The following is a 17,750-nucleotide window of genomic DNA, read 5'->3' as shown; positions in this document are numbered from 1 at the left end:
GGCGTCGTCAACACATGTCCCATTGGGGAATGTTCACCGCCGCGTCGGTCGCCGGCGAGGTGACCGCAGTGCATCCGTACGAGGGTGATTCGAACCCCTCGCCGATGCTCGGTAACCTCGCCGGTTCGGTGCGCAGTCGAGCTCGCGTTGCCGGCCCGGCGGTGCGCCGAGGTTGGCTCGAGAACGGACCGGGTCCCAGCGACCAACGTGGAGCGGACGAATTCGTCTCGGTCTCCTGGGACGAGCTGACCGAACTCCTCTCCCGTGAACTGCGCCGCGTGGTCGACACACATGGAAACAACGCGATCTTCGGTGGCTCGTACGGTTGGGCCAGCGCCGGTCGATTCCATCACGCGCAGAGCCAAGTTCACCGATTTCTGAATCAGCTGGGCGGATACACCAAGTCGGTCCACAGCTACTCACTCGGCGCCACCGGCGTCATCATGCCGCGCGTGGTCGGAACGCACTGGAAGTTGTTCGCGCGCTCCACGTCGTGGGACGTCATCGCGGAGCATTCCGATCTCCTCGTCTCATTCGGGGGAGTGCCGATCAAGAACACCGGAGTCAATGCCGGTGGTACGAGCGATCATCCGACGCTCGGGGCGCTCAACGCGTTTCGGGCCCGCGGCGGAAAGATCGTCTCGTTCAGTCCGCTGCGTGACGACGTCGATGGCGACTGCGAGTGGATCGCACCCGTTCCGGGCACCGACGTGGCAATCATGCTTGCCCTGGCGTTTGTCCTGGCGTCGGAGAACCTGCACGATCGCGAATTCCTGGGCCGCTTCTGTGTCGGCTACGAACGCTTCGAGGACTACCTGCTCGGACGGACGGACGGAGTCCCGAAGGATCCCCGCTGGGCGCAGGAGATCTCCGGAGTTTCTGCCGAGTTCATCACCGACCTGGCTCGGAGAATGGCGTCCGGCCGGACGCTGGTGACCGTCACGTGGTCGTTGCAACGCATCAAACACGGTGAGCAAGCGCCGTGGATGGGCGTGACACTCGCAGCGATGCTCGGTCAGTTCGGGCTTCCGGGTGGCGGTTTCGGGCACGGCTACGGTTCGATGAACGAGCCCGGTCTAGCCCCGGTCCCGTATCCGTTGCCGACATTTTCCCAAGGTCTGAATCCGGTGTCGGATTTCATACCGGTAGCCGCGATTTCCGATCTGCTGCTCTCGCCCGGGGAGGAGTTCGACTACGACGGCCGACGCCTGACCTATCCTGACATTCGGTTGGTCTACTGGGCCGGTGGCAATCCCTTCCATCACCATCAGGATCTCCCGCGGCTGCGACGCGCTTTTGCACGGCCGGACACGATCGTCGTTCACGATCCGTACTGGACGCCGATGGCTCGCAGCGCAGACATCGTTGTCCCGTCGACCACCTCGCTCGAACGAAATGACCTGAGCTGCACTCGGAACGACCCGCTTCTGGTTGCGATGCAGCAGGTCGTTCCACCTTTCGAGAACTCGCGTGACGATTACGACACGTTTGCCGATCTGGCTTCTGCGCTCGGATTCGGGGAACAGTTCACCGAGGGGCGATCCTCACAGGAGTGGATCGAGCACCTCTACGATCGATGGCGGCCGTTTGTCGATGCAGACGGCGGCAACACACCGACGTTCGAGGATTTCTGGGCAGACGGGCACTACCGGATGCGAACCGAAGACAACCTCGTGCTCTTCGGCGACTTCCGCGAGGATCCCGAGAAGTATCCGCTCTCGACTCCCAGTGGGAAGATCGAGATCTTCTCCGAGACCATCGAGTCCTTCGGCTACGACGACTGCTCCGGGCATCCGCGCTGGTACGAGCCCGACGAATGGTTGGGTGGCCCGCGTGCCTCGCAGTTCCCGCTTCACCTGATCGCCAACCAGCCCAAGTCGCGGCTGCACAGCCAACTCGATCACGGCGCTGCGAGCCAGGCGTCGAAGATTCAGGGACGCGAGCCGATTCGTATGCACCCCGATGCGGCGGCAGCGCGCGGCGTGTCGGGTGGTGACGTGGTGCGCGTGTTCAACGATCGCGGGGCGTGCCTTGCTGGTGTGATCGTCGATTCGGATTTGCGGAGCGATGTCGTCCAGCTGTCCACCGGTGCGTGGTACGACCCGCTCGATCCTGCCGATCCCGACGCCATGTGTGTTCACGGAAATCCCAACGTTCTGACGCCGGACATCGGTACGTCCTCACTCTCGCACGGGTGCACCGGCCAGCACGTTCTGGTACAGATCGAGAAATTCGACGGGGACCTGCCGCCGGTCAAGGCGTTCGATCCGCCGGTGCTTCGTTCGCGCTGACGGAACCGATCGGCCACCTCTCGCGTCGAACCTCGTGAGCGCCTGAATCAGGTGTCACGATCTATCGAAGGTGGGGGCCATCGTGAGTGCAGCGGATGTTGGTTCGATGCGAGGGCAAGTCGAAGTTCTTCGGGCCCAGATCGATTCGATGCAGGACGTTCTGTTGGAGCGGACCCGATCGCTGGCGGACTTGCAGGAGAGGATCGCTCGATCCGCGGCGAGCGCGCGTTCGAGTGACGGCTGCGTGGAAATCGTCGTGGACGCTTCGGGGGCAGTTGTCGAAGTTACCCTCTCGGGGAGTTCTTACGGCAAGCATTCGCCGGCAGCGTTGGGGAATCTGATTCTGGCTACGGCCACCTCTGCGGCAGAAGACATGCGCCGACAGGTTGCCGAGATGACGAAGCCGTTCACGGAGGCGGCCAGAATCGACTTGCCGGACCTGGTTCCGGGTGTGCTCGGATTGCGCGAGATTCTCGAGCCTCGTCCGAGCTCCACACCGGTCACCGGCGACGAACACTGGGACCGCACCGTTCTGAGGAGCTCCGGCAATGTCTGAACTAGGTGTGGACGTGGCCGCGATGAAGAGTGCTGCACCAGCCTTCGCGGTGGTCGCTGCCGATCTCGACGAGGCTCGGAGCGCTCTCGACGCAGTGGTCGCCGCCGAAGAGGGTTGCTGGGGAGGTGACCAGTTCGGAACCACATTCTCGGGCGCATACCTTCCCGGTTCGGCGTCAGCGGTCGGTGGGATGTCGCTGGTCGCGGGCGCGCTGCGCGAATTCACCGCCACGCTGATCGAGATCGCCGATCGTTTCGAAACGATCGACTCCTCGCTCGCCGACGACATGGCGGGTGGGCTCTGATGGGACTCGAGATTCCGGGCTGGTTACAGGCGGTTGCGTCGGTCGCGGTAGGCAGCGACTGGCCGCAAGGAGACGAAACGGCACTGTGGCGATTAGGTGATGCCTGGTCAGGTGCGGCTGATCAAATCGAGGCTTCGGCCGCTGCCGGTGGTTACGGATTGCAGGCCGTACTGGCATCGATCGACGGTCAAGCCGGCGACTCGTTGTCTCGGTATTGGTCGGAGGCCGGCGGAGTTGCGGAGGTCTTCGAGCGGTTGTCCTCTGCTGCAGCCGAACTGGGCCAGTCGTGCACCGACACAGGCACGGACATCGAGTACACCAAACTGTCGATCCTCGCGGCGCTGAGCGCACTGGCGCTCGAGATTGCCGCCATGGTGGCGGCCGCTGTCCCGACGTTGGGTGTCAGTACCGCCGGGGTCGTGGCGGCGGAGGTGGCAACAACCCTCACGGTCCGAATGTTGTTGCAGCAATTATTGATACGAGTGATCGAGGCTGCGGCAGTGGAAGCTGCGGCAGCCGTCTTCTCCGGTCTCGCCATTCAACTGGGCCAGATGTCGATGGATCACCGCCAGTCGATCGACGGTGGCAAGGTTGTGACCGAAGGGCGCGACGGTTTCATCAAGGGGCTCGCGAACGCAGGATTGAAGACGACGCCGGATCGTGTCGGGCCGGACCCGAACCCGCTTCCGACCGGTTCGAGGTTGCAGGAGATCGCGCGAGGCGCCTTCGACGACGCGGTCTCGGGAGCGTCCGCTGCGATCGTGACGAAGGAGGTCACGGGCGGCGACGCCTCACTGACGGACATCACTTCCGGCGCTATCGGTGGCGGGATCGGGTCCGTCAAAGACGGTCTTGTCGCTCGCAACGAGGACCTGAATGCGGCCGGTCTGAGCCCGACTGCGCTGAACTGGGACTTCTGAGTCGAAGTCTCGAACCGTGGGCTACTCCCGTACCACGGGGGTAGCCCACGGACTGCTTACTCAGCAGGCTTGAGAACCAGCGAGATCGAGTTGATGCAGTACCGCTGATCGGTCGGCGTCGGGTATCCCTCACCCTCGAAGACGTGACCGAGGTGGCTGTGGCACTTCTTGCAGATCACCTCGACGCGGCGCATTCCGAGGCTCACGTCTTCCTTCAGGATGACGGCGTCGGAGTTTGCGGGATCGAAGAACGACGGCCACCCGCAATGTGATTCGAACTTCTCCGTGCTGCGGAAAAGTTCGGCGCCGCACGCGCGGCAGGAGTACACACCTTCGGTGGTGGTGTCGGTGTATTCGCCCACGCCGGGCCGTTCGGTGCCGGCTTGCCGCAGAACCGCGAACTCCTCCGGCGTCAATTTTTCGCGCCACTCGCTCTCGGTGTACGTGACCTCAGGTGTGCTGTCGATGCCATCGTGTGAAGAACTCATGCCTCCACGCTAATGCTTTGTCGCCGTTTCGGCTTCGCCGGCAGGTGAGACGGCTGCGAGCGGGGGATCGAGGAGGTAGGCGGGATCGATTCCGCGATCCAAGCGACCTTCGCGACGCGCGACCAGATACCGGTATCCGAGGACACAGAAGATCACGATCAGCAGGAGGCTCCAGCCGAGGGTGCTCTTGGTGTATTCGGCGGCCCGACCGAAGGTCGGCCAGCGGTTCGACCACCAGCTGTCGAAAGTCATGAAGCCGTAGACGGCGAGCCAGGCCGGCCAGTTCCGCATGACCGAGTTCTTGAGCACCACGGACATCAGGAGCGGGAGCAGCATCATCGAGTAGTACATCTGACCGAGCGAGGGCAGCAGGAAGGATGCGGTCATGATCACACCGGTTGCGGTGGTGAGGAAGAAGAGTTCGTCGTTGCGGTAGTAGCGGTACAGAAGCCACAGAGAGACGGCGACCATGGCGGCCAACACGACGCGCAGCAGCAGGATCAACCATTCGGGCAGACCGAAGTAGGCGCCGTTTCCGACAATCGAACTGTTGAAGTAGTCACGCGATTCGAGAAGGTACGGCACGGTGCGGCGGACGAAGTCCATCGGATCCGACGCCAGTGGCCACGCCACGACGGTGAGAATGAACGGGATGCCCAGGGCGGTGACGAACACCTTCCACTGGCCGCGAACGAGTGGCAGCAGGAGCAGCGGCGCGAGAGTGGGTTTCACTGCGATGGTGAGCCCGATCGCGGCGCCGGCCCACAGATCCTTCTTGCGCATCAGCAGCAGGAGGAAGGCAATTTCGCCGAGCAGCACGAGCCCGTTGATGTTGGTGAACACCAATGTGTTGGTGACCGTCTCCGACATGAAAGCGCCGAGCACGAGAATCGGCGCGGCAATGGAACTGATCGTCAGGTCGAACAGGCGCAACAGCAGGTAGAGGGCCACGAGGATGGCGACGGCATTGACACCGATGAACAGCCACCGCGAACGCTCGGGATCGAGGATGGCCAGGGGCGCCATCAACAACGAACCCGATGGTGGGTACAGGTAATGGGGGTCTACCGAGTTGAAATCTGCGGTGTAGACGTCACGCCCGTTCCAGAACGCCAGCGCGGCGTTGTAGACCGGTCGGAAGTCATCGGTGATGGCGCCGTTGACTGCTGTGACGATGACACGATTGAGCACGGTCATCACGGCGATCGGCCACAAAACGAAGTTGACGACTTGTTGGGTTGTCCGCCCGGTACGCGGCTCGAGCTGTCGAAGGAACACTTCGGCACGGTACACCGGAGCAGGGTGTGATCGGGGGATGCACCCCTTTTCGGTCGTGGTGGACAAGCGCCCGAGTCAGGCCGGACACACGCTTCCGTTGCTGGGCAGGGAGGCGTCGCTGAGGTAGAGGCGCATCGCCTGTTGAGCGCACGTGGATTGCGCCGCGGGATGACCCGCACCCTGCCAGTCCAGGGTTGCGAAGCGCGACCCTGCGTTAGTCACGACGCCGGTGACGGTCGAGAGTCCGGAGTTCCCGACGGCCGGGTCACCCTGACCGCTCAGCACGAGGACTGGGGGCTTCAACTGATTTGGCAGGGGAGAGTTGGCGGTCGACGGCCAGCTGGCGCATGCGAGCAATCCGAGCGCGGCTTCTCGACCGAATACCGGATAGTTGGTGCCCCACGTGTCCGCCAGTTCGCGGACACGCCCGATCCCCGGCCACTGCATACCGTCGGTGCACCGTCCGATGAACTGGCCGTCGCCGTCCACCTCGTTCTCCGCCCGGGCGGCGCGCTCCCGAATCGGTGAAGCGTTTCCGGTACCGAGCGCGGTCAGAGCGTCGGCGAGTGAGCGGGTTTCTTGCTCACGATTGGTTCCGGCTGTCCACAGGCTTGCCGAAATCGCGTTAGACACTGCTGCGGCGGACAGTGGTTGGAATTCATCGGCCCGAGCGCGTTCCATCAAGTCGGTGACCGCTTTTTTCGGATCCGGTCCGAGCGAGCACCCCAGCGCCACGCATCGCTGAGCGAACGCGGTCAATGCCGCTTCCTCGCCCTGCACGCGGCTCTCGGCTTCGGTGGCAGCGTCAGTGGCCACAGGAGCGGGAGAATCGAGGATCAATCTCGCGAGGTTGTTCGGGTGGGCTGCCGCATAGCTCAGCGCTATGTCCGAGCCGGACCCTGCCGACCACAGAGCGATGGTCTCGACGCCCCACCGTGTGCGCAACGCGTCGATGTCCTCGGCTGCGGAGTCGGCGCCGAACTTCAGTTCTTGGGGGTCGAGGTAGTCCGTGCAGGCAATGGTGGCGTCGTGACCGAGGGCCGCGACCGCATCGGCGGCGTCACCGGTGGTGTCCGAGTCGAATTGGCCCAGATCGTGAAGTCCGCGCCGAATTTCCGGCGTCATGCAGTCGATTGCGGTGGACCTGTCGATTCCGCGGCGATCGAGGGCAACCACGGGATGTTCGGCGAGAACCGTGTTCAAGCCGGATGCGGCGAGCATGGCGAGCGAGTTTCCCGACGAACGATCGGTGCCGGATGTGAACACGATCGGGTATGCGTCGGCAGGCGTCGACGACGTACGAGCGCGGGTCAACCCGGCCGTGAAGTTGCCGTCGATGGCGCCGGTCACGTCGATGGGAGCACTGAATTCGGCGCATTCGAGGATGACTCCGGCGCTCGACGCTGCGAGAGCCTGGTCGGCGAGTGACGTGCCGGTGCAGTCTCGCCACGGAATGTCGTCGGTCGGGACGCCAGGGACAGCCGGCGGCGCATCGGGCGACGGGCCCTCGCTCTGGGCCGGGCTGCCGTCGGTGCGGCCTTCGACCGCGACGGCGGGCCGAAGCGACGGTCCGGCGCCGCACGCACAACACGTCGCGAGGACGACGGCCATCAAAGCAACTCTGCGCATGCCGACCAGAGTGCCAGGTTCATCGACGTGGCTGCTGACGAACCCATCGAGTGAGGATCGTGCCGTCCGAATCGCCGAGGATGTGCGCGGGACGCATGGCTGTGGGCATTGCGTTGGGGGAGAGTGAGATTCGGCCGACTTTGCTACCCACCAGTTGAGGTGACGTGGTGACGCAGAGTTCGTCGACGGCATTGTCCTCGATCAACTGGCCGAAAAGTGACGGTCCGCCCTCGCACAGCACGCGACGGAGCTTGCGAACCGACAAGGCCCTGTCGATGTCGCCGCTGGTGACGTTCGGTGAGTCCGTCACCTCCACCTGCGCTCCGGCAGATCTCAGCGCCGAAATTGCCGCGGAGTCCGCGTCGCGACCGACAACAAGGACCGGTGGAACTTCGGTATCGCGAAGGAGTCGGCTTTCGGGGTCGATCGACGCGTGCGCCGAGACGACCAGTATCGGTGGCACCGGAGCAAGGCCGCCTGCCGTGCGTCGGGCCCGGGCTGCGTCCGAGATCTGCACACCCCCGTAGTTCTCGGCTCGCGCTGTGCCTGCGCCGACCACGACGACGTCACAGAGTTCGCGCAAGATCCCGAATACCGACTTGTCTGCAGGTGTGCCCAGTCCGCCGCTCACCCCGTCGACGGAGACGCACCCGTCGATGCTGGAAACGAAGTTCACACGCATCCAGGGTTGCGAGAGATTCTCCGGATAGGCGTACAGGCTGCGGAGCTCGTCTTCGTGGCCTGGTGTGAAGTAGGTCGCAATATCCATACGGTGCACATGAGAGATCACATCACGTAGATACCCTTGACGGATGCATGAACGTCTTGTCGATCGCAGCCCGGTGGTACCCGCCGATCAACTGGTAGCTCAAATGGTGCCTCCCGCAATGTTCGACGAGGTGAGTTTTGCGTCCTACATTCCTGATCCGAAGGAACCGAGCCAGGCAGCTGCCGTTGCCAAGGCCGAGGAATTCTCCAAGCGCGTCACCAAGATCCGTAGTGGTGGACGCCGTGGATTGTTCGGGAAGAAGACCCAGGCGACCGGCGCCGGCCTGTACCTCGACGGTGGATTCGGTGTCGGTAAGACGCACTTGCTGGCATCGATCTTCCACAGCGTTCCGTCGCCGAAGGCGTTCGGAACTTTCGTCGAGCTGACACACGTCGTCGGTGCTCTCGGCTTCAACAAGGCTGTCGAAGCGCTCGCCGACCACAGCGTGCTCTGCATCGACGAATTCGAGCTCGACGATCCGGGCGACACCATGCTCGTCTCCCGCCTCCTCTCGGAGCTTTCCGCGCGCGGCGTGTCCATCGTCGCGACGTCGAACACGCTTCCCGGCCAGCTCGGTGAGGGTCGCTTCGCCGCTCAGGACTTCCTGCGTGAGATCAAGAAGCTCGGCTCGATCTTCGAGACGATTCGCGTCGACGGCCCCGACTACCGTCACCGTGACCTTCCGCCCGCGCCGGAGCCCATCTCGTCGGAGGAATTGGTTTCTCGGGCCGACGCCATCGACGGTGCCACGCTCGACAACTTCGACGAGCTGTGCAAGCACCTCAGCACTCTGCATCCGTCGCGGTACAACAAGCTGGTCGAGGGTGTGAAGGCCGTCTTCATCGACGGCGTCCACCCCGCAACAGATCAGTCGGTTGCACTGCGCATCGTGGTTCTCGCCGACCGCTTGTACGACGCGAGTATCCCGGTCACCGTCTCCGGCGCACGCCTCGACGCGATCTTCACTCCCGAGATGCTCGCCGGCGGGTACAAGAAGAAGTACCTGCGCGCGACCTCGCGTCTGCTCGCACTTTCTCGTTTCGAGGTCGCGGCCGGCTGATCGGCACGCCCGTCAGCTGACGGGGCGCTCCATCACGAAATCGTGGTGCAGTTGTGCGCCCACGAGGAAAGTCTTCGTGCCGACCTGGGTGAAACCGTGCTTGGCGTAGAACTTCTGGGCACGCAGATTCTCCTGATTGACACCAAGCCAGATCCCGGCACTTCCGCTGCGTCGTGCGTGGTCGACGACGGCGTCCATCAAGGATGCTGCCGCGCCGGTCCCGTGGTTACCCGGAAGCACGTACAACTTGCTCAGTTCTGTCGTCGGGCGAAGAGTCACAGCAGCTTTGACGTCCGGATCGGCGGGCTCGTCGTCGACAAGCATCGCGTAGCCGACGATCGAACCGTCGCGAATGACCTTGAGAACGGTTCGCGTCGGATCGGTCAGGTACTCGGAGAACTTGTCGACGGAGAGAACGTTGTCGATGAAGGCGCTGATGTCGTCGTCCGACGCGTCCGGCGGACAGGCCAATGGAAATGTCACCGCTGCCACGTCGGCGATTGCTTCGGAATCCCAGATTCCGGCCCGGTCAACGGTGATCGTCACGTCAGTTTCTACCTCTCGCGCACACAATTCGGTCGATCAAGTACACCACTTTCCAGGGGCGCAATGCTCAAGCGGCGTTCTCGGTGACCGGACTCGTGGCTCGTTTCGGCGCGAACGCGGGAGCAAGAACTATCAAGATCGCGCAGAACGCCAGCGGAATCAGGAACCCGATCCGAAGGTCACTGAAGGCAGCGACTGCGCCGACGATGCCACCACCGACCACGGTGCCGACGTAGTTGAAGAGGTTGATGCGTGCGATCACCGCGTCGACCTGATCCGGGGGCGCCATCCGGCCGGCGGCGCTGAAGCAGATCGGAGCGATCACTGGTACCCCGAACCCGACGATGAGGAAACCGGCGATGGCAACGGCGGGAGATTGCGCGAGCACAACGACTGTCATACCGACTACGCCGATGAGAGAGCCGATCCGCACGACGGTGGTCTCACCGAACTTCCCGACCCAGTAGTCGCCGGTCAGTCGTGCGATCAGTGCGGCGATTTGGTACGCCGCCACGGACAGGGCAGCGGTCCCGGCGTCGGCGAGCAGTTCGTCCTTGACGTAGAGAGTCGACCAGTTTCCGACGCTGAAGTCGACCGCGTAGAACAAAGCCATCGCGACGCCGAGGAGGACGAAGGCGCGGGTAGGGACGGTGAACTTCGCGGTGCTCGTGATGTTGGCATCGGCAACCGGAGACTCGGACCGATCCAGCAGTTGCGGGCCGAAGGCCAGAAGCATCAGTCCGACAACAACTCCCGCGATCACCTGCGTCACGCGGATCGAAATGTCGAGACCTGCGGTTGCCGAGATGAAGAGAGCGCCGACAATCGCTCCGACGCTCCAGGAAGCATGGAACGAGGAGAGGATGAACCGGCCCTTGGCGTGTTGGATCGAGACCGCCTGCATGTTGGCGGCCGCGTCGACCATGCCGAGTCCGATGCCGTAGATCGCCAGGAAGACGAAGAACATGGCCGCGTTGGGCGCAATACCCGTTGCCCCGCCGAGGACTGCGATGACGGCGAGTCCGGTTCGCAGAGTCATCTTGCTCGACGTCCGTACCGCCAGCATCTCGGCGAGCACGCTGCCGAGGCCGGCGATGACGGACACAGTGACAACCGCAACCACCACCAGCGTCTCGCTCAGCTCGAACAAGTCCTTGTACTGCGGAAGCTGCGTCAGAATGGCGGCGAGCAGAAATCCTTGAAGTCCGAAGGCCACCGAAGTGGCGATCCGGGCCCTCGTCAGGGTGCGGGTGTTATCCGTCATCAAGCAGGGCCTTTGTCTCGTTCGTTCGGTTAGGCCGAACGGTACTGGATCTTGATACTGGTCGAGTGTCCAACAAAGCTGCGTGTTTTGCACGGTTCTTTGATTAACTGACCGACATGACTCGGCAGCCGACACCAGAATTTCCGTCTTCCTTCGTCTGGGGAACCGCTACTGCGGCCTATCAAATCGAAGGAGCTGTGGCCGAAGACGGTCGCGGACCGTCGATCTGGGACGAGTTCTGTGACCGTCCCGGTGTAGTCGTCGGGGGCGACACCGGGACGGTCGCTGCCGATCATTATCACCGCTGGGAATCGGACATCGAACTAATGACACAGCTCGGGCTCGACGCCTATCGGCTCTCGCTGTCCTGGTCGCGAATTCTCCCCACCGGCTCGGGGACCGTGAATGCGAAAGGGCTCGACTTCTACGACCGATTGATCGATCGACTGTGTTCGGTCGGAATTACCCCCGCTGTCACGCTCTTTCACTGGGATCTGCCTCTCGCCTTGCAGGAGCAGGGCGGCTGGATGAACCGCGACACCTCGTATCGACTGGGGGAGTACGCGCAGGTCGTCGGTGAGCGACTGTCGGATCGCGTCGGAATGTGGATGCCGCTCAACGAACCGGTCGTGCACACGCTCTACGGCCATGCCCTGGGAGTTCATGCCCCGGGACTGGCCTTGGGGTTCGAGGCATTCCAGGCCGCGCATCACCAGCTGCTCGGGCACGGCCTCGCGGTCGAAGCGCTTCGTTCAACCGGGTGCACGAACATCGGAATCGCCTCCAATCATGCTCCGGTGCGGGCAGCTTCGGATTCCCCGGAAGACGTGATGGCTGCCGACATCTACGACCACGTTGTCAATTGGATGTTCGCCGACCCGGTCTTGGTCGGAAAGTACCCTGCAGACGAATTTGCGCAGCTGCTCAGCGGCCCTGTCGACGAGGACTTGAAAATCATCGGGGCGCCGCTCGACTGGTACGGGATCAATTACTACGAGCCGACGATGATTGCCGCCCCAGTGGAAGGCCAGGGGACCGAGGGCGTGCTCGAGGTCGACCTACCGCCAGGCCTGCCCTTTGCTCCTGTCGCGATAACTGGTTATCCCACAACCGATTTCGGGTGGCCGATCGTTCCGGAAGGACTGGGCGAGATCTTGCGGACGTTCCACGCGCGCTTCGGTGATGCACTGCCGCCGATCTACATCACGGAAAGCGGATGTTCTTTCCACGACTCGCCGGATGTCGCGGGGATCGTCGAGGACGAAGCACGAATCGATTATCACGACGCGCACCTTCGCGCCCTCCGGTCGGCCATCGACGACGGCGTCGACGTCCGCGGTTATTTTGTGTGGTCGCTTCTCGACAACTTCGAATGGGCCGCGGGATACAAGGAGCGATTCGGTCTGGTGCACGTCGATTTCGACACTCAGAAGCGCACACCGAAGACCTCTTTCGAGTGGTATCGGGCGTTGATCGCCGACCACAAGGCGGCTCAGGTCTGACCTGTGCGTAAGCGGTCTGGGTTGCTGTGCGGAAGCGGTCTGGGTTGCTTTATGGGACCAGGCCGCCTAGCCTCTTCTCTCATGAAGCGAATTCTCGTAGTAAGCCGCCGTAGCGGGGTCTGAATCGGACCGACCCCTCGCTGCGGGTCGTCTTGCTACCAGTTGGTCCTCCACTTCATTCCAGGAAGACCACGATCATGACTTACAACTTCGCCTTCGCTTCTGATTCTTCTTCTACGGCTGCTGATCCTTTCGCGGCGCGCCACGGAAAATCTCTGCCTGCCGGCCTGCGTGCCGAATGCTCTGCGATGTCCTGGACCGAGTTCGAGTCCACGTACGCGGCAATGAGCGGCCCGATCCGTCTGGGCGCGTGGTCATCCGAAAAGATTGCACCGGGTCGGTGGACCTTCGAAGCGACGCTCGGTCTGGGGGAGCGCATCCAGAAAGCGTCCGCCACCTCGACCGGCGCGATCTCGGCTATGACCTCGATGCTGCACGACGCGGGAATCTCGCTCGAGATCCTGTCTTTCCACCAGCACCAGATCGGTCACCGCACCGCGACGTTCATCTTCACCGAGTGCGACGGACGTCGGAGCTGGGCGATGGGTATTGCGGAGTCGTCCACGGAGTCCTCGTTGCGCGCGATGACCTCGGCAGCGAACCGCTTCTCTCACTGATCAGCTCCATCACCCTGATCAGCTACATCAACCGCAGTACTGACGTGGAATCCCCAGGGGGCTTGCGTCAGTACTGCGGTTGATGTGTTCGGCGCTCAAACGCAAAAAGCCGGAACCCTGAGGTTCCGGCTTCTTGCATTCTCAAATGGTGCGCGATACTGGGATTGAACCAGTGACCTCTTCCGTGTCAGGGAAGCGCTCTCCCGCTGAGCTAATCGCGCGGGTTCTGGAGAAAAATGGAGCGGACGACGGGATTCGAACCCGCGACCCCAACCTTGGCAAGGTTGTGCGCTACCAGCTGCGCCACGTCCGCATGAGCAATGAACTCCGTTACCGGAACTCAGTACTTTTCTAACTTATCAGACCTGCAAGCAGGCCTTGACCATCAGGCCCGAAGGCCTGACGTGGTGCGCGATACTGGGATTGAACCAGTGACCTCTTCCGTGTCAGGGAAGCGCTCTCCCGCTGAGCTAATCGCGCGAGGTGGAGACGGGAATCGAACCCGTGTGCACGGCTTTGCAGGCCGTTGCCTCACCACTCGGCCACTCCACCGTAAAAGGTTGAGTCACACCTCTCGAGCGGACGACGGGATTCGAACCCGCGACCCCAACCTTGGCAAGGTTGTGCGCTACCAGCTGCGCCACGTCCGCATCGCACCGTGTTGCTTGGGGAGCTGCTCGCTCTCCTCGGTGCGTTGGAAACATTAGCCGACCGTGTCGGATACACACAAATCACCAGCTCAGTGGCGTGTTCGGAGTCGAATCGGCCCGTCGCGCGCGTTGCAACTGTCCGTCTCGGCGATGAATACGGTCTGGAATCAGCTCGAATTCGTAGATTTCGGGGTCGCCTGGAGCAAAACGAATGCCAACCTGGTGATTCGTATTCATCGCGCAGCCGTGTTAATGTTCCAACTCGTTCGAGCGCATGCGTTCGGATGGCCTACGGTCCCGTGGCTCAGTGGGAGAGCGTCCGCTTCACACGCGGAAGGTCGCTGGTTCGATCCCAGCCGGGACCACAGAAAACATTGAAGGCGTTCCCGATCATCGGGGACGCCTTCAGTCGTTCGAGAGCACAGTCGTTCGAGAGCACAGTCGTTCGAGAGCACAGTTATTTTGACATGCATACCGTCGTCGCAGGTCGCCGGTCGACGATTTCGGTAGCCTGGTCGAAGAGACATTTCGCGACGGAAAAGGTGACCGACTTGAGTACCGAAAAGGTCGATTCTCCCGTCGACGATTCAGACCTGTCCGTCTTCCAAGACGCAGAGTCCCGCTGGGAGCGGTGGCGCGCTGGAATCGCCGCGCGGCCCACCCTCAATCTTGCGTACCGCATCGGCGTCGGAGTCGTAGGCGTGATCGTGCTCGCCGCAGGTGTCATAGCTATTCCGTACCCCGGCCCCGGATGGCTCATCGTGTTCGCCGGCCTGGGGATCCTGGCGTCGGAGTTCGCCTGGGCTCATCGACTCCTTCATTTTGCGAAGGCTCGATACGACAGGTTCATGGAATGGTTCGGCAAGCAGTCGCTGTTCGTCAAAGGGTTGGGCGTTCTGTTCACCACAGTGTTCGTCCTGGCGACTTTGTGGGTGCTCGGCACCTTCGGCCTGATCGGGACATGGGTAGGGCTGGACTACTCGTGGCTCGAGTCGCCACTGTGAGCTGAACGAGGCCGGTTTCCTTCACTCGGTTGTCTCGACATGTCGGTAGGGCCGATAACATGATCGTGCGCGTGCTCGCAGTGGGTACGACGCCTGCCTTAACTTGTCGCAATACCTTAGGAGCACATCGCCGTGACCAGTCCCGCGCCAGAGCACTCAGCCGCCCCACTTCGGGTGCCCGCGGGGACGACCGCCGGGACTGCAGTGCGCGAAGCCGGATACCCCACGAAGGGGCCCGACGTGATCGTCGTCGTGCGGGACGGCGAGGGAACGCTCAAGGATCTGTCGTGGACTCCTGAGGTCGATGTCGACGTCGAGCCGGTCGCGGCATCTACCGAAGACGGTCGCAGCGTCATCCGACACTCCGCGGCCCACGTCCTCGCTCAGGCGGTCCAGAAGGAATTCCCTGATGCGAAGCTGGGCATCGGGCCGCCGATCAAAGACGGCTTCTACTACGACTTCGCGGTGGATCGTCCGTTCACTCCGGAAGATCTGACCAAGCTCGAAAAGCGCATGAAGCAGATCATCAAGGGATCGCAGCGCTTCTCGCGTCGAGTCGTCGATTCGATCGAGGACGCCCGGGTCGAGTTGGCCGACGAGCCGTTCAAGCTCGAACTCATCGACGACAAGTCCGGAATCGACGATCCCGAGATCATGGAGGTGGGTGGCAACGAGCTGACCATCTACGACAATCTCGATCCTCGTACCGGCGACAAGATCTGGTCCGATCTGTGCCGCGGTCCGCATATTCCGACCACCAAGCACATCCCGGCGTTCAAGCTGACGCGTAGCTCCGCCGCGTACTGGCGCGGAAATCAGGACAACGCCGATCTTCAGCGTGTCTACGGCACCGCGTGGGAGTCCACCGAGGCTCAGGACGAGTACCTCGAGTTGCTCGCCGAGGCCGAGCGTCGCGATCACCGCAAGCTCGGTACCGAACTGGACCTCTTCAGCTTCCCCGACGAACTCGGCTCCGGTCTGCCGGTCTTCCATCCCAAGGGCGGCATCATCCGCACCGAGATGGAGAATTACTCCCGCAGCCGCCACATCGAGGCCGGCTACGAGTTCGTCAACACCCCGCACATCACCAAGGGCCATCTGTACGAGGTCTCCGGTCACCTCGACTGGTACCGCGACGGCATGTTCCCGGCGATGCACGTCGACGAGGAACTCAATGAGGACGGCACCGTGCGTAAGCCGGGCCAGGACTACTACCTCAAGCCGATGAACTGCCCGATGCACAACCTGATCTTCCGTGCGCGCGGACGTTCGTACCGTGAATTGCCGTTGCGGCTCTTCGAGTTCGGCTCGGTCTACCGCTACGAGAAGTCCGGCGTCATCCACGGTTTGACCCGTGTGCGCGGCATGACTCAGGACGACGCTCACATCTACTGCACCCGTGAGCAGATGCGCGACGAGCTGACCACCACGCTGCAGTTCGTGCTGAACCTGCTCAAAGATTACGGCCTCGACGACTTCTACCTCGAGCTGTCGACCAAGAACCCCGACAAGTTCGTCGGTAGCGACGACGTCTGGGAAGAGGCGACCGCAACGCTCGCCGAGGTCGGCGAAGCTTCCGGCCTGACTCTGGTGCCGGACCCGGGCGGAGCCGCGTTCTACGGTCCCAAGATCTCCGTTCAGGTCAAGGACGCACTCGGCCGTACCTGGCAGATGTCGACCATCCAGCTCGACTTCAACCTGCCCGAGCGGTTCGAGCTCGAATACACCGGCAACGACGGCGTCAAGACTCGTCCGGTCATGATCCACCGCGCTCTGTTCGGCTCGATCGAACGGTTCTTCGGTGTCCTCACCGAGCACTACGCCGGCGCTTTCCCGGCATGGCTGGCACCGGTGCAGGTCGTCGGAATCCCCGTGGCCGAGGCATTCGCCGATCACCTGTTCGACGTCACGAAGAAGCTCAAGGCTGCCGGTGTGCGCGCCGAGGTCGACTTCAGTGACGACCGCATGCAGAAGAAGATCCGCAACCACACCACGCAGAAGGTCCCGTTCATGCTCCTGGCGGGCGAGCGTGACGTGGAAGCCGGCGCGGTCAGTTTCCGCTTCCGCGACGGAACCCAGATCAACGGAATTCCCGTCGACGACGCCGTCCGGATCATCACCGAGTGGATCAGCCGTCGCGAGAACGCCTCGCCGACAGCCGAACTGGTGCAGCCAAGCGTGGCGCAGTGAGCGCCCCCGGTGACGAGGGACCAGGTTCGCTGATCGACCACGGCGTCGGCGACCCTGACCATTTGCAGCGCATTTGGTCGCCGCATCGGATGTCGTACATCACCGAGGCGCCCAACACCCCGGGCACGACGGGTGAGCCGTTCATCGACATCCCGAAGATGTCGGACGAAGAAGGGCTCATCGTTGCCCGCGGTGAGCATGTCTACGCGGTTCTGAACCTGTACCCGTACAACCCCGGGCATCTCATGGTGGTTCCGTATCGCAAGGTCGCGGCTCTCGAAGATCTGACGCCGGAGGAGAGCGCCGAGCTGATGGCGTTCACCCAGCGTGCGCTGCGGGTGATCAAGAGTGTGTCGAATCCTCACGGATTCAATGTCGGCCTGAATCTCGGTGCCGCTGCGGGCGGTTCGCTGTCCGAGCACCTTCACCAACACGTAGTGCCTCGCTGGGGTGGCGACGCCAACTTCATCACCGTGCTCGGTGGGGTGAAGGTGATGCCGCAACTGCTGCGGGAGACCAGGGGACTACTCGCCGGTGCCTGGCAACAATAGATCGATGCGTCCGGCTTCATGGCAGGATGCTGTGCTGCGACGAGTTCCAATCCGGAACTCACGACGGGGAG

16 protein-coding genes and 6 tRNA genes are annotated in these 17,750 nt (G+C 62.6%); 11 read left to right on the top strand and 11 right to left on the bottom strand.

Annotated features, from left to right (window positions below):
• Positions 1-14 precede the first annotated feature (14 nt).
• The 4 genes from ACFQ6H_RS20370 (at position 15) to ACFQ6H_RS20355 (ending at position 4,071) form a co-directional block, all read left to right on the top strand.
• The gene (locus tag ACFQ6H_RS20370; protein ID WP_378648211.1) at positions 15-2,291 is read left to right on the top strand and encodes a molybdopterin guanine dinucleotide-containing S/N-oxide reductase; all 2,277 of its coding nucleotides are present in this window, start codon (positions 15-17) and stop codon (positions 2,289-2,291) included.
• A gap of 82 nt (positions 2,292-2,373) precedes the next feature.
• On the top strand, positions 2,374-2,847 hold the full coding sequence (locus ACFQ6H_RS20365; RefSeq protein ID WP_378648191.1) for a YbaB/EbfC family nucleoid-associated protein: 474 nt from the start codon (positions 2,374-2,376) through the stop codon (positions 2,845-2,847).
• Positions 2,840-3,151, top strand: a complete 312-nt coding sequence (locus ACFQ6H_RS20360; protein ID WP_378648189.1) for a hypothetical protein — start codon at positions 2,840-2,842, stop codon at positions 3,149-3,151. Before ACFQ6H_RS20365 ends, ACFQ6H_RS20360 begins: the two co-directional genes overlap by 8 nt.
• A complete protein-coding gene (locus ACFQ6H_RS20355) occupies positions 3,151-4,071 on the top strand; it encodes a hypothetical protein (RefSeq protein ID WP_378445847.1) in 921 nt (306 codons plus the stop codon). The genes ACFQ6H_RS20360 and ACFQ6H_RS20355 overlap by 1 nt, the downstream gene beginning before the upstream one ends.
• Before the next feature lie 56 nt (positions 4,072-4,127).
• On the opposite strand, the gene msrB is transcribed toward ACFQ6H_RS20355, so the two are convergent.
• The 4 genes from msrB to ACFQ6H_RS20335 are packed head-to-tail and all read right to left on the bottom strand — an operon-like array spanning position 4,128 to position 8,235.
• Positions 4,128-4,559, bottom strand: coding sequence for a peptide-methionine (R)-S-oxide reductase MsrB (gene msrB, locus ACFQ6H_RS20350; RefSeq protein ID WP_378533315.1), 432 nt, complete (start codon positions 4,557-4,559; stop codon positions 4,128-4,130).
• 9 nt (positions 4,560-4,568) lie between these two features.
• A complete protein-coding gene (locus tag ACFQ6H_RS20345) occupies positions 4,569-5,852 on the bottom strand; it encodes a glycosyltransferase family 87 protein (RefSeq protein WP_378533313.1) in 1,284 nt (427 codons plus the stop codon).
• Positions 5,853-5,912: 60 nt separating this feature from the next.
• On the bottom strand, positions 5,913-7,466 hold the full coding sequence (locus tag ACFQ6H_RS20340; RefSeq protein WP_378648187.1) for an alpha/beta fold hydrolase: 1,554 nt from the start codon (positions 7,464-7,466) through the stop codon (positions 5,913-5,915).
• Between the two features lie 19 nt (positions 7,467-7,485).
• A complete protein-coding gene (locus ACFQ6H_RS20335; RefSeq protein WP_378648185.1) occupies positions 7,486-8,235 on the bottom strand; it encodes a pyrimidine reductase family protein in 750 nt (249 codons plus the stop codon).
• A 43-nt stretch (positions 8,236-8,278) separates the two neighbouring features.
• On the opposite strand from ACFQ6H_RS20335, the gene zapE reads away from it, so the two are divergent.
• A complete protein-coding gene (zapE, locus tag ACFQ6H_RS20330; protein ID WP_378648183.1) occupies positions 8,279-9,295 on the top strand; it encodes a cell division protein ZapE in 1,017 nt (338 codons plus the stop codon).
• A 12-nt stretch (positions 9,296-9,307) separates the two neighbouring features.
• Here the strand turns inward: zapE and ACFQ6H_RS20325 are convergent, their stop codons facing one another.
• Together ACFQ6H_RS20325 and ACFQ6H_RS20320 are read right to left on the bottom strand one after the other, a co-directional pair.
• The gene (locus tag ACFQ6H_RS20325; RefSeq protein WP_003942603.1) at positions 9,308-9,841 is read right to left on the bottom strand and encodes an N-acetyltransferase; all 534 of its coding nucleotides are present in this window, start codon (positions 9,839-9,841) and stop codon (positions 9,308-9,310) included.
• A 67-nt stretch (positions 9,842-9,908) separates the two neighbouring features.
• Positions 9,909-11,105: an MFS transporter gene (locus tag ACFQ6H_RS20320; protein ID WP_378648180.1), complete on the bottom strand. Its 1,197-nt coding sequence runs from the start codon at positions 11,103-11,105 to the stop codon at positions 9,909-9,911.
• A gap of 116 nt (positions 11,106-11,221) precedes the next feature.
• Between ACFQ6H_RS20320 and ACFQ6H_RS20315 the strand changes: the two genes are divergently transcribed.
• Together ACFQ6H_RS20315 and ACFQ6H_RS20310 are read left to right on the top strand one after the other, a co-directional pair.
• A complete protein-coding gene (locus tag ACFQ6H_RS20315; RefSeq protein ID WP_378648178.1) occupies positions 11,222-12,607 on the top strand; it encodes a GH1 family beta-glucosidase in 1,386 nt (461 codons plus the stop codon).
• 197 nt (positions 12,608-12,804) lie between these two features.
• The gene (locus tag ACFQ6H_RS20310) at positions 12,805-13,284 is read left to right on the top strand and encodes an alpha-isopropylmalate synthase regulatory domain-containing protein (protein WP_166809520.1); all 480 of its coding nucleotides are present in this window, start codon (positions 12,805-12,807) and stop codon (positions 13,282-13,284) included.
• Positions 13,285-13,430: 146 nt separating this feature from the next.
• Here ACFQ6H_RS20310 and ACFQ6H_RS20305 read toward each other — a convergent pair.
• The 5 genes from ACFQ6H_RS20305 to ACFQ6H_RS20285 all read right to left on the bottom strand — a co-directional run bounded on the left by ACFQ6H_RS20305 (position 13,431) and on the right by ACFQ6H_RS20285 (position 13,934).
• Positions 13,431-13,505: transfer RNA gene (locus tag ACFQ6H_RS20305), tRNA-Val, on the bottom strand.
• A 16-nt stretch (positions 13,506-13,521) separates the two neighbouring features.
• A tRNA-Gly gene (locus ACFQ6H_RS20300) sits at positions 13,522-13,597 on the bottom strand.
• Positions 13,598-13,689: 92 nt separating this feature from the next.
• A tRNA-Val gene (locus ACFQ6H_RS20295) sits at positions 13,690-13,764 on the bottom strand.
• Between the two features lies 1 nt (position 13,765).
• Positions 13,766-13,836: transfer RNA gene (locus tag ACFQ6H_RS20290), tRNA-Cys, on the bottom strand.
• A 25-nt stretch (positions 13,837-13,861) separates the two neighbouring features.
• Positions 13,862-13,934 (bottom strand) — tRNA-Gly (locus tag ACFQ6H_RS20285).
• A 293-nt stretch (positions 13,935-14,227) separates the two neighbouring features.
• Between ACFQ6H_RS20285 and ACFQ6H_RS20280 the strand changes: the two genes are divergently transcribed.
• The 4 genes from ACFQ6H_RS20280 to ACFQ6H_RS20265 all read left to right on the top strand — a co-directional run bounded on the left by ACFQ6H_RS20280 (position 14,228) and on the right by ACFQ6H_RS20265 (position 17,679).
• Positions 14,228-14,299: transfer RNA gene (locus ACFQ6H_RS20280), tRNA-Val, on the top strand.
• Positions 14,300-14,485: 186 nt separating this feature from the next.
• A complete protein-coding gene (locus ACFQ6H_RS20275; RefSeq protein ID WP_230817236.1) occupies positions 14,486-14,938 on the top strand; it encodes a TIGR02611 family protein in 453 nt (150 codons plus the stop codon).
• A 132-nt stretch (positions 14,939-15,070) separates the two neighbouring features.
• Positions 15,071-17,128, top strand: coding sequence for a threonine--tRNA ligase (gene thrS, locus ACFQ6H_RS20270; RefSeq protein ID WP_378533299.1), 2,058 nt, complete (start codon positions 15,071-15,073; stop codon positions 17,126-17,128).
• Positions 17,125-17,679 carry an HIT domain-containing protein gene (locus ACFQ6H_RS20265; RefSeq protein WP_264614478.1) on the top strand — a complete coding sequence of 185 codons (555 nt, stop codon included), beginning with the start codon at positions 17,125-17,127 and terminating at the stop codon, positions 17,677-17,679. The genes thrS and ACFQ6H_RS20265 overlap by 4 nt, the downstream gene beginning before the upstream one ends.
• The last annotated feature ends 71 nt before the right edge of the window (positions 17,680-17,750 follow it).

Origin of the sequence: Rhodococcus sp. NPDC056506 (assembly GCF_042794945.1) — a bacterium.
Classification (GTDB): domain Bacteria; phylum Actinomycetota; class Actinomycetes; order Mycobacteriales; family Mycobacteriaceae; genus Rhodococcus_F.
This window is presented reverse-complemented; position numbering and strand designations above follow the sequence as displayed.

Bases quoted from the DNA above. Each gene is read 5' to 3' on its own strand.
- ACFQ6H_RS20320 (WP_378648180.1), bottom strand. From the start codon at position 11,105: ATGACGGATAACACCCGCACCCTGACGAGGGCCCGGATCGCCACTTCG.
- ACFQ6H_RS20315 (WP_378648178.1), top strand. From the start codon at position 11,222: ATGACTCGGCAGCCGACACCAGAATTTCCGTCTTCCTTCGTCTGGGGA.
- ACFQ6H_RS20340 (WP_378648187.1), bottom strand. From the start codon at position 7,466: ATGCGCAGAGTTGCTTTGATGGCCGTCGTCCTCGCGACGTGTTGTGCG.
- ACFQ6H_RS20335 (WP_378648185.1), bottom strand. From the start codon at position 8,235: ATGGATATTGCGACCTACTTCACACCAGGCCACGAAGACGAGCTCCGC.
- zapE (WP_378648183.1), top strand. From the start codon at position 8,279: ATGCATGAACGTCTTGTCGATCGCAGCCCGGTGGTACCCGCCGATCAA.
- ACFQ6H_RS20370 (WP_378648211.1), top strand. From the start codon at position 15: ATGTCCCATTGGGGAATGTTCACCGCCGCGTCGGTCGCCGGCGAGGTG.
- ACFQ6H_RS20355 (WP_378445847.1), top strand. From the start codon at position 3,151: ATGGGACTCGAGATTCCGGGCTGGTTACAGGCGGTTGCGTCGGTCGCG.
- msrB (WP_378533315.1), bottom strand. From the start codon at position 4,559: ATGAGTTCTTCACACGATGGCATCGACAGCACACCTGAGGTCACGTAC.
- ACFQ6H_RS20360 (WP_378648189.1), top strand. From the start codon at position 2,840: ATGTCTGAACTAGGTGTGGACGTGGCCGCGATGAAGAGTGCTGCACCA.
- ACFQ6H_RS20310 (WP_166809520.1), top strand. From the start codon at position 12,805: ATGACTTACAACTTCGCCTTCGCTTCTGATTCTTCTTCTACGGCTGCT.